9 protein-coding genes and 1 pseudogene are annotated in these 7178 nt (G+C 65.2%); 6 read left to right on the forward strand and 4 right to left on the reverse strand.

What is annotated here, in order from left to right:
• Both EOA24_RS21855 and EOA24_RS21860 read left to right on the forward strand, forming a co-directional pair.
• Positions 1–535 (forward strand): aspartate/glutamate racemase family protein (locus EOA24_RS21855; protein WP_127410055.1); only part of this gene is annotated, 535 nt, incomplete at its 5' end.
• 116 nt (positions 536–651) lie between these two features.
• Positions 652–1359 carry a GntR family transcriptional regulator gene (locus EOA24_RS21860; RefSeq protein WP_189343212.1) on the forward strand — a complete coding sequence of 236 codons (708 nt, stop codon included), beginning with the start codon at positions 652–654 and terminating at the stop codon, positions 1357–1359.
• A 58-nt stretch (positions 1360–1417) separates the two neighbouring features.
• On the opposite strand, the gene EOA24_RS21865 is transcribed toward EOA24_RS21860, so the two are convergent.
• Positions 1418–2320 (reverse strand): SDR family oxidoreductase, encoded by a 903-nt coding sequence (locus tag EOA24_RS21865; protein WP_126078724.1) that lies wholly within the window; start codon positions 2318–2320, stop codon positions 1418–1420.
• A gap of 97 nt (positions 2321–2417) precedes the next feature.
• Here EOA24_RS21865 and EOA24_RS21870 point away from each other — a divergent pair, with 97 nt between their 5' ends.
• Positions 2418–3269: a helix-turn-helix transcriptional regulator gene (locus EOA24_RS21870; RefSeq protein WP_126078723.1), complete on the forward strand. Its 852-nt coding sequence runs from the start codon at positions 2418–2420 to the stop codon at positions 3267–3269.
• 70 nt (positions 3270–3339) lie between these two features.
• On the opposite strand, the pseudogene EOA24_RS43185 reads toward EOA24_RS21870, so the two are convergent.
• Together EOA24_RS43185 and EOA24_RS21880 are read right to left on the reverse strand one after the other, a co-directional pair.
• Positions 3340–3519, reverse strand: a pseudogene (locus EOA24_RS43185) (hypothetical protein); the annotation flags it as partial.
• Between the two features lie 91 nt (positions 3520–3610).
• Positions 3611–4564: a LysR family transcriptional regulator gene (locus EOA24_RS21880; RefSeq protein ID WP_126078721.1), complete on the reverse strand. Its 954-nt coding sequence runs from the start codon at positions 4562–4564 to the stop codon at positions 3611–3613.
• 85 nt (positions 4565–4649) lie between these two features.
• On the opposite strand from EOA24_RS21880, the gene EOA24_RS21885 reads away from it, so the two are divergent.
• Together EOA24_RS21885 and EOA24_RS21890 are read left to right on the forward strand one after the other, a co-directional pair.
• Complete coding sequence (locus tag EOA24_RS21885; RefSeq protein ID WP_126078720.1) at positions 4650–5480, forward strand: class I SAM-dependent methyltransferase; 831 nt, start codon at positions 4650–4652, stop codon at positions 5478–5480.
• Between the two features lie 9 nt (positions 5481–5489).
• Positions 5490–5993, forward strand: coding sequence for a hypothetical protein (locus EOA24_RS21890; RefSeq protein ID WP_126078719.1), 504 nt, complete (start codon positions 5490–5492; stop codon positions 5991–5993).
• Here EOA24_RS21890 and EOA24_RS21895 read toward each other — a convergent pair.
• Positions 5990–6529 (reverse strand): Lrp/AsnC family transcriptional regulator, encoded by a 540-nt coding sequence (locus tag EOA24_RS21895; protein ID WP_126078718.1) that lies wholly within the window; start codon positions 6527–6529, stop codon positions 5990–5992. The genes EOA24_RS21890 and EOA24_RS21895 overlap by 4 nt on opposite strands.
• A gap of 48 nt (positions 6530–6577) precedes the next feature.
• Between EOA24_RS21895 and EOA24_RS21900 the strand changes: the two genes are divergently transcribed.
• The coding region (locus EOA24_RS21900; protein ID WP_133374567.1) for an MFS transporter at positions 6578–7178 on the forward strand (601 nt) is incomplete at its 3' end.

The raw sequence follows: 7178 nt of genomic DNA on the forward strand, positions 1-7178 counted from the left end.
GGCCGACGCCTATGTCATCGCCTGCTTCGACGATACCGGCCTCGATGCCGCGCGTTGCGCCACCGAGGCTCCCGTCATCGGTATCGGCGAGGCGGCGTTTCATATGGCGAGCCTTGTCGCGGGCAAGTTCAGCGTCGTCACCACGCTTGCCCGCTCGGTGCCGGCGATCGAGCACAATCTGGCCAAATACGGCCTCGCCTCGCGCTGCGCCAAGGTGCGCTCATCGGATGTCGCCGTGCTTGAGCTCGAACGTCCGGGTTCGAATGCAAGACATCGGATATCGCAGGAGATTGCGCGCGCCATTCGCGAGGACCATGCCGAGGCGATCGTGCTCGGCTGCGCCGGCATGGCCGACCTGGCGCGCAGCCTGTCCGAGGAGCATGGCGTTCCGGTGCTGGACGGCGTGGTCTGCGCCGTCACGCTGGCCGAGAGCCTGTTCAAGGTCGGCTTGAAGACATCGAAGATCGGCGGCTATGCGGCGCCGCGCGGCAAGCAGTTTGCCGGTATATTCGCCTCGCTGTCGCCGGCCGACTGAGACAGGTCGTGTAAGGCTGGTTGCCCGGGATTGACCACCGCGCAAGCCATATTAGATTGAACCGACCTCTACCAATGGAGGCAAATCAGGCGTGCTACGCCTGCGCGTTGAAGAGCATGTTGACGGTACTCAGGGAAGATGATCGAGAAGACAAGCCGGCGGCACGCTGGTCGCCGATCTATTATGGGCTGAGGGACGCCATCGTCAGCCATCGCCTCGCGCCGGGCACGAAGCTGCCGGAAGACGAGCTTGCCTCGATTTATTCGGTGAGCCGCACCGTCGTTCGCGCCGCTCTGCAGGCGTTGGCGCACGACCGCTTGGCACGGCTGGAGCCCAATCGCGGCGCCTTTGTCGCGCAGCCGTCGAAGATGGAGGCGCGCGAGGTGTTCGAGGCTCGGGCGCTGATCGAGCCCAAGGTGGCGGCGCTTGCCGCCAGGGCGGCGGTGCCGTCGGACATCGTGCAATTGCGCCTCCATCTCGAAAAGGAGCATGAGGCGCTGCATGACGGCCGCGACAGCGACGCCATCATGCTGTCGGCGCGCTTCCATGTCGGCATCGCCGAGATCGCGGCGCATTCGGTCTTCACCAACTTCGTGCGCGATCTCGTCTCGCACTCCTCGCTGATCATCGCTCTTTACTGGAAGCGCCGTGACGCAACCTGCGAGAAGCACGCCCATCACGCCCTGGTCGACGCGATCGAAGTCGGCAACAGCGCCGACGCGGCCGCCTTGATGAACAGCCACTTGGTCGACCTGCTGTCGGGACTCGATCTCACGGACAAGGTTGAAAAATCCGACAGTTTGGCGGATCTGTTGCGCGCCTAACCCAACTGGGGACGTTGAGGCGGTTCAGCTTTGTTTCCGAACCGCCCCGGGGAGCCATCTATGCCGTGGCGGCTTGCGAATAGTCCATCTGCTTAAGGTCGGCGATGAGCCCGGGTCCGGTCGGCTGCCAGCCGAGATGCGCGCGCGTCCATTCGCTCGACGCCGGCAGGTCGAGGCCGGCGAACATGGCGAGCCACCCGAAATGGTCCGCTGCCTCGTCCTGCGACAGCGAGACCACCGGCACGTTGAGGCCGGCGCCGATCACTTCCGCGATCTCGCGCATCGGGATGCCTTCCTCGGCAACGGCGTTGTAGCGCACGCCGGCTTCCTGCTTGTCGAGCGCCAGGCGGTAGAGCTTGGCGACATCGAGCACATGCGCCGCCGACCACCGGTTGCGGCCTTCGCCGAGATAGGCCGACACGCCCTTGGCGCGCGTCTGGGCGATCAGTGGCGTGATCAGGCCCTGCTTCACCGTGTCATGCACCTGCGGCAAGCGCACCACCGACACCTTGACGCCCTTCTCGGCCATCGCCGCGCCGGTAAGCTCCGACAGGATGCGCGGATTGGGATGGTCGGTGTTGAAGACGTCTTCTCTCGCCGGCTGTCCGTGTTCGGCGGAGCCCATGCCGACACCCGACGTGATGATGAGCAGCCGGTCCGAGCCGGCCAGCGCGCCGCCCAGCGCTACGATGACCCGCTTGTCCTTCTCGCAATTGGCGACGAAATTCGAGAAATTGTGGTCGAAGGCGGTGTGGATCACCGCATCCGATTTCACCGCGCCGTCGCGCAGGCTGTCGAGGTCTTCGAGGTCGCCGCGATGGGGCTCGGCGCCGGCGGCGATAAGCGACCGCGCGCCGGCCTCGGAGCGGGTCAGGCCAAGCACCTGATGGCCGGCGGCGAGAAGCTCAGGCACGATTCTGGAACCGATGAAACCGGTCGCGCCGGTAAGGAATACACGCATGGGAGTCTCCTGTGGTTGTTCGGAGGCCTTATTTGCGCTATAACTCATTCTGTTAAAGTAGTGACTTTATCATGGTATAATAGCCAACAGGATGGCAATGTCCCTAGCGACCGCCAACAAGGAGACGACCAACAAGCTGGGCGCCTTTCTTCGTGATCGCCGCATGCGTCTCGATCCGGCGGCCTTCGGCTTCGCCACGGGTCGCCGGCGCACACCGGGGCTGCGGCGCGAAGAGGTGGCGCAGCGCGCCAATATCTCCCCCACTTGGTACACCTGGCTGGAGCAGGGGAGGGGCGGCGCGCCGTCCGCCGATGTGCTGAACCGCATCGCCACCGGGCTGATGCTGACCGAGCCCGAGCGCGAGCATCTGTTCATGCTGGGTCTCGGGCGGCCGCCGGAAGTTCGTTACAAAAACGTCGACAGCGTCACGCCGCGCCTGCAGCGCGTCCTCGATGCCTTGGACCCCAGCGCGGCAATCATCAAGACCGCGACATGGGATGTGGTGGCCTGGAACCGGGCCGCGGCAGCGATGCTCACCGACTATTCCAAGCTGCCGCGCGAGCAGCGCAACATCCTGCGCCTGATGTTCGGCAATCCGCGCGTGCGCGACGCGCAGGACGACTGGCGGAGCGTCGCGCGTTTCGTGGTCGCGTCCTTCAGGGCGGATGCCACCAGGGCCGGCGCAGGAGCGGAAATCACCCAGCTCGTCGAAGAGCTTTGCCGGATCAGTCCGGAATTCGAGGCGCTATGGCGCGACAATGACGTCGTCCCCCCGCATGGCGAAGGCCTGAAGCGTCTGCGGCATCCCGAGATCGGACTGATCGAACTGGAGTTCTCGGTGTTCGCGGTTGACGGCCGGCCGGAGCTCGGCATGATCGTCTACAACCCCGCGACGCAGGCGGATGCGGAACGCATTCAATCGCTGATCTCATCGCGCGCCGCAAAGTGATGGTCACCATGTCCGGAACTGCGCCAAAGTGCGGCGGCGAAGCGGAAACAGGGGCACAAAGGCAATCCGGTTAGGGTAATATCCGCCGTCCGACTCCTTCGTGGAAGATGTTTATGACCTTGAATGAGCCCAGTTGGTCGCCCTCCGCGCGCCTTAGCGCCTGCGGCGGTTGGCCAAAGCTCCTCATGAAAGCGCGACGCATGCGGCCGAGATCGCCGAAGCCGGTTTCCCCGGCGATGCGGTCGAGTGGCGCGTCCACAGCCTGCGCGCCGCTTCCAACCATGCATGCAGCTCAAATATCTCGGACACAGCCGGCTCAGTAAACCGTCGGATTTGAAGCGTCAGCTTTGCCGCTGCCTGCCCGATCGCTTCGCGGAAGCCTCGGCGCCGCCCGGCTGCCTGATGTGGTCGATGAAAGCGCGCAACTTCGGCAGCACCTGGTGCCGTTCCGGATAATAGAGAAAAACGCCCGGCGTGGTCACCGCGAAGCGGCCGAGCAGCGCCTGCAGGCGCCCATCGGCGATCGGCGCCTCGGCGATCGGACCAGGCACCTGCGCCAGTCCGATGCCCTGGATCGCCGCGCCGAGCAGCGAAGGATAGTCGTGCGCGATCAGCGGTCCGGAGACGATCGCCTCTATCGTCTTGTTGCCGTCGACAAAGGACCACGGCGCGACCGAACCGTTGGAGCGGCGTAGGCGCAGGCAGGCATGGTCACGCAAATCCTCGATGCGCTCCGGCGCCGCGCGCCGGCGCAGATAGTCGGGACTGCCGACCACTACCATCGGGAAGGACGGCGTCAGCCGCACCGCGACCATGTCGGGCGCGATCAGATCGCCCATGCGAATGCCGGCATCGAATCCTTCGGCGGCGAGATCGGCCAACTCGCCGCTGGCGACGATCTCCAGCTCGATCTCTGGATAGGCCTGGCAGAAGGAGGCGATCATCGGCTCCAGCAACACCGGCACCACGGCCGGCGGCACCGAAAGGCGCAACAGCCCGGCCGGCCGCTCGCCCATCCCGCGCGCGATCTCGCTCGCGGCGATCAATTCCTCGAAGGCCGGCCGGGCGCGGGCGAAAAAGCGCTCGCCGGCTTCGGTGAGACCCACGCTACGCGTCGTGCGGATGAAGAGCGCGGCGCCGATGCGCGCCTCCAGCGTGCGTATCGCCTGGCTGATCGCTGACGGGGTGACGGCAAGCTCGGCCGCCGCCTTGCGGAAATTGCGGTGTTTCGCGACACTCAAGAAGGCCTCGACGCCGTCGAGGGCGCCATGCCTGACTGTGAAGTTCTGCTTCATGACCCATCGACATTATCGCGGATAGTGGTTCGCAGAAAGCGGTTGTATTTCTTCCATGAGCTTGGAAGCCTGAAGGGAATTGGCAATGACCGACGAACTCGATCGCGTGCGCGATCACTATCGCGCGACCGGCCTGACCGATCGATTGAAGACGGCGCTGGCGGTCTTTGGGCCTGAGGAAGAGCGGCTGAAGCCCGAGCAACTGGCGGCGCTAGACCAGTTCCACACCCGCGGGCTGGCCGCGACCGCCGAGCTCGCCGAACTTGCCGCCATCACCACCGGCATGTCGGTGCTCGACGTCGGATCGGGCGTCGGCGGGCCAGCTCGCTTCCTGGAGGCGACCTATGGCTGCAAGGTGACCGGCGTCGATCTCAGCGAGCCCTTCGTCGAAGCCGCGCGCTATCTGACCGCGCGGACCGGGCAGGACGGCAGCGTGTCGTTCGAGACCGGCAGTGCGTTGGCGCTGCCCTTCGAGGACGGCCGCTTCGACGCCGTGCTTCTGCAGCATGTGGCGATGAACATCGCCGATCGGCCGCTGCTCTACCGCGAGATCAAGCGCGTGCTGAAACCCGGCGGAAAATTCGCCACCTTCGACGTCGTGCTGAATGGCGGCGATCCTCTTTATCCGGTGCCGTGGGCGAAGACGCCGGGCGAAAGCTTCCTGCTGACCGCAGAAGCGACTTGCGAGGTGGTTGAAGCCGCCGGCTTCGGCACGCTGGTCCGCCGCGACGACACGGCCATAGCCAAGGCCTGGTTCGCCGAACTCCGCGCCTCCGGTCCGCCGTCGCTCAATCTCGGCGTCGTCATGGGGCAGGGTTTCGCCGAACTCACCACCAATCTCGGGCGCAATCTCATGGAAGGGCGGCTGGGCATTCTGACAGCAGTGTTCGAAGCCGTTCCCCCCAAGGCTTTATAGGAGGTGCGGATGTCACCGGCGATGATCCTGAACATCCAACTTGGGCTCGGCTACGTGCCATGGCTTCTTTGCTTCACCGCCTATATCTGGCCGAGGCTGAGATCGATGGAGCCGGTAGAAGCGCAGCGCGCGATCGCCACGCTGCACAGCTTTCGCTTCTTCGGGCTCGTCTTCCTGATCCCGGGCGTTGTCGGCCCCGACCTTGCTCCTGGCTTCGCAAGCTTCGCCGCCTATGGCGACTTCGCCACCGGCCTGCTCGCCATGCTGGCGTTGCTCGCGGCGAAGCGGCCCGCGATCTTCTGGCTGCTCGTCGTCGCCTTCAATGTCGTGGGCGTGATCGACCTTGTCGGCGATTACTATCATGGCGTCATGCTCGACCTTCCTGGCCATGCCGGCCAGTTGGGCGCGACCTACGCGATCCCGGTCATCTACGTGCCGCTGCTGATGATCACGCATGTCGCGGCCTTCTATCTGCTGGCGCGTTCGAGGCGCCATCAGCCGGCAACGGCCTAATACATGGGATTTGCCATATGCTTGGGCGCAGGCCATTCGCCCGTGATTTCGGGCTGCACCGGGCGCTCGAGATAGGTCGACAGCACGACGTAGCTGCGCGTCGAGGTGACGCCGGGCGTGTCGTAGAGACGGGCGAGCAGGCCTTCGAGCGCCCGCGTGTCCTCTGTGCGCACCTTGAGCAGCATGCAGGTGTCGCCGGCGACCGTGTGGATCTCCTCGACCTCCGGATATTTGGAGACCGCCATCAGCTCCGGCGTCTTGCCCCAGCCCCTTGTGTCGATATGCACGAAGGCGAGCAGCGGCTTCTTCACCGCCCTTGGATCGATGATCGCCGAGGTGGCGCGGATGGCGCCGCTGCGCTTCAGCCGCTTGACCCGCTCATGCGCCGCCGGCGGCGACAGGCCGACTCGCTCGCCCAGATCGGCGTAGCTGATGGTCGCGTCCTCGACGAGAACGCCTAATATCTTTCGGTCGATCGGGTCGATCTCGCGGGCCGGTTGCTTGTTCCGCTGAATGTCATCTGTTTCTGCGTCCATATGGAAATTCTCCTTTGATGCGGAATTTAATTCGGTCATTATGATGATATGTCGAACAGCAATCAATCAACTTTTATAACCTTGGCGCCGCGCGCGCCGATTCCGGCCGCCGCCTATCTGCTGACCGGCTGCATCGCCGTCATCGGTTCTAATTCGCTGGTTCTGGGACCGATCGCGCCTGCCGTCGCGGCGTCGTTCGGCGCCAGCGTGCCGGCGGTGATGACGGCTGCCGCCGCCTTCGGCCTCGGCACATCGGCCAGCGCGCTCTTCCTTGCCCGCTATATCGACCGCATCGGCGCGCGCCGCATGTTGCAGGGCGCGTTGCTGCTTCTGGCCATCGCGCTGGTCGCCAGCGCGTTGGCGCCGACGGTGACGACGTTGGTGGCGGCCCAGCTCGTCGCCGGCATTGCCGCCGGCATCGCCATGCCGGCGATCTACGCCAGTTCGGCCGCGATCGCGCCGCCCGGCCGCGAGAGCGGCACCATCGGTGTCGTGCTGACCGGCTGGACGCTCTCGATGGTCGCCGGCGTCTCGCTGTCCGCGGTGCTCGCCGATCTCATCCATTGGCGGGCCGTCTTCGCGGCGGTGGCGTTGCTGGCGGCAGCAGCTGTTGCCGGCCTGGCGATGAGCTCTCTGCACGACACTAGGA

This window comes from Mesorhizobium sp. M2A.F.Ca.ET.039.01.1.1, from assembly GCF_003998035.1.
Classification (GTDB): Bacteria; Pseudomonadota; Alphaproteobacteria; order Rhizobiales; family Rhizobiaceae; genus Mesorhizobium.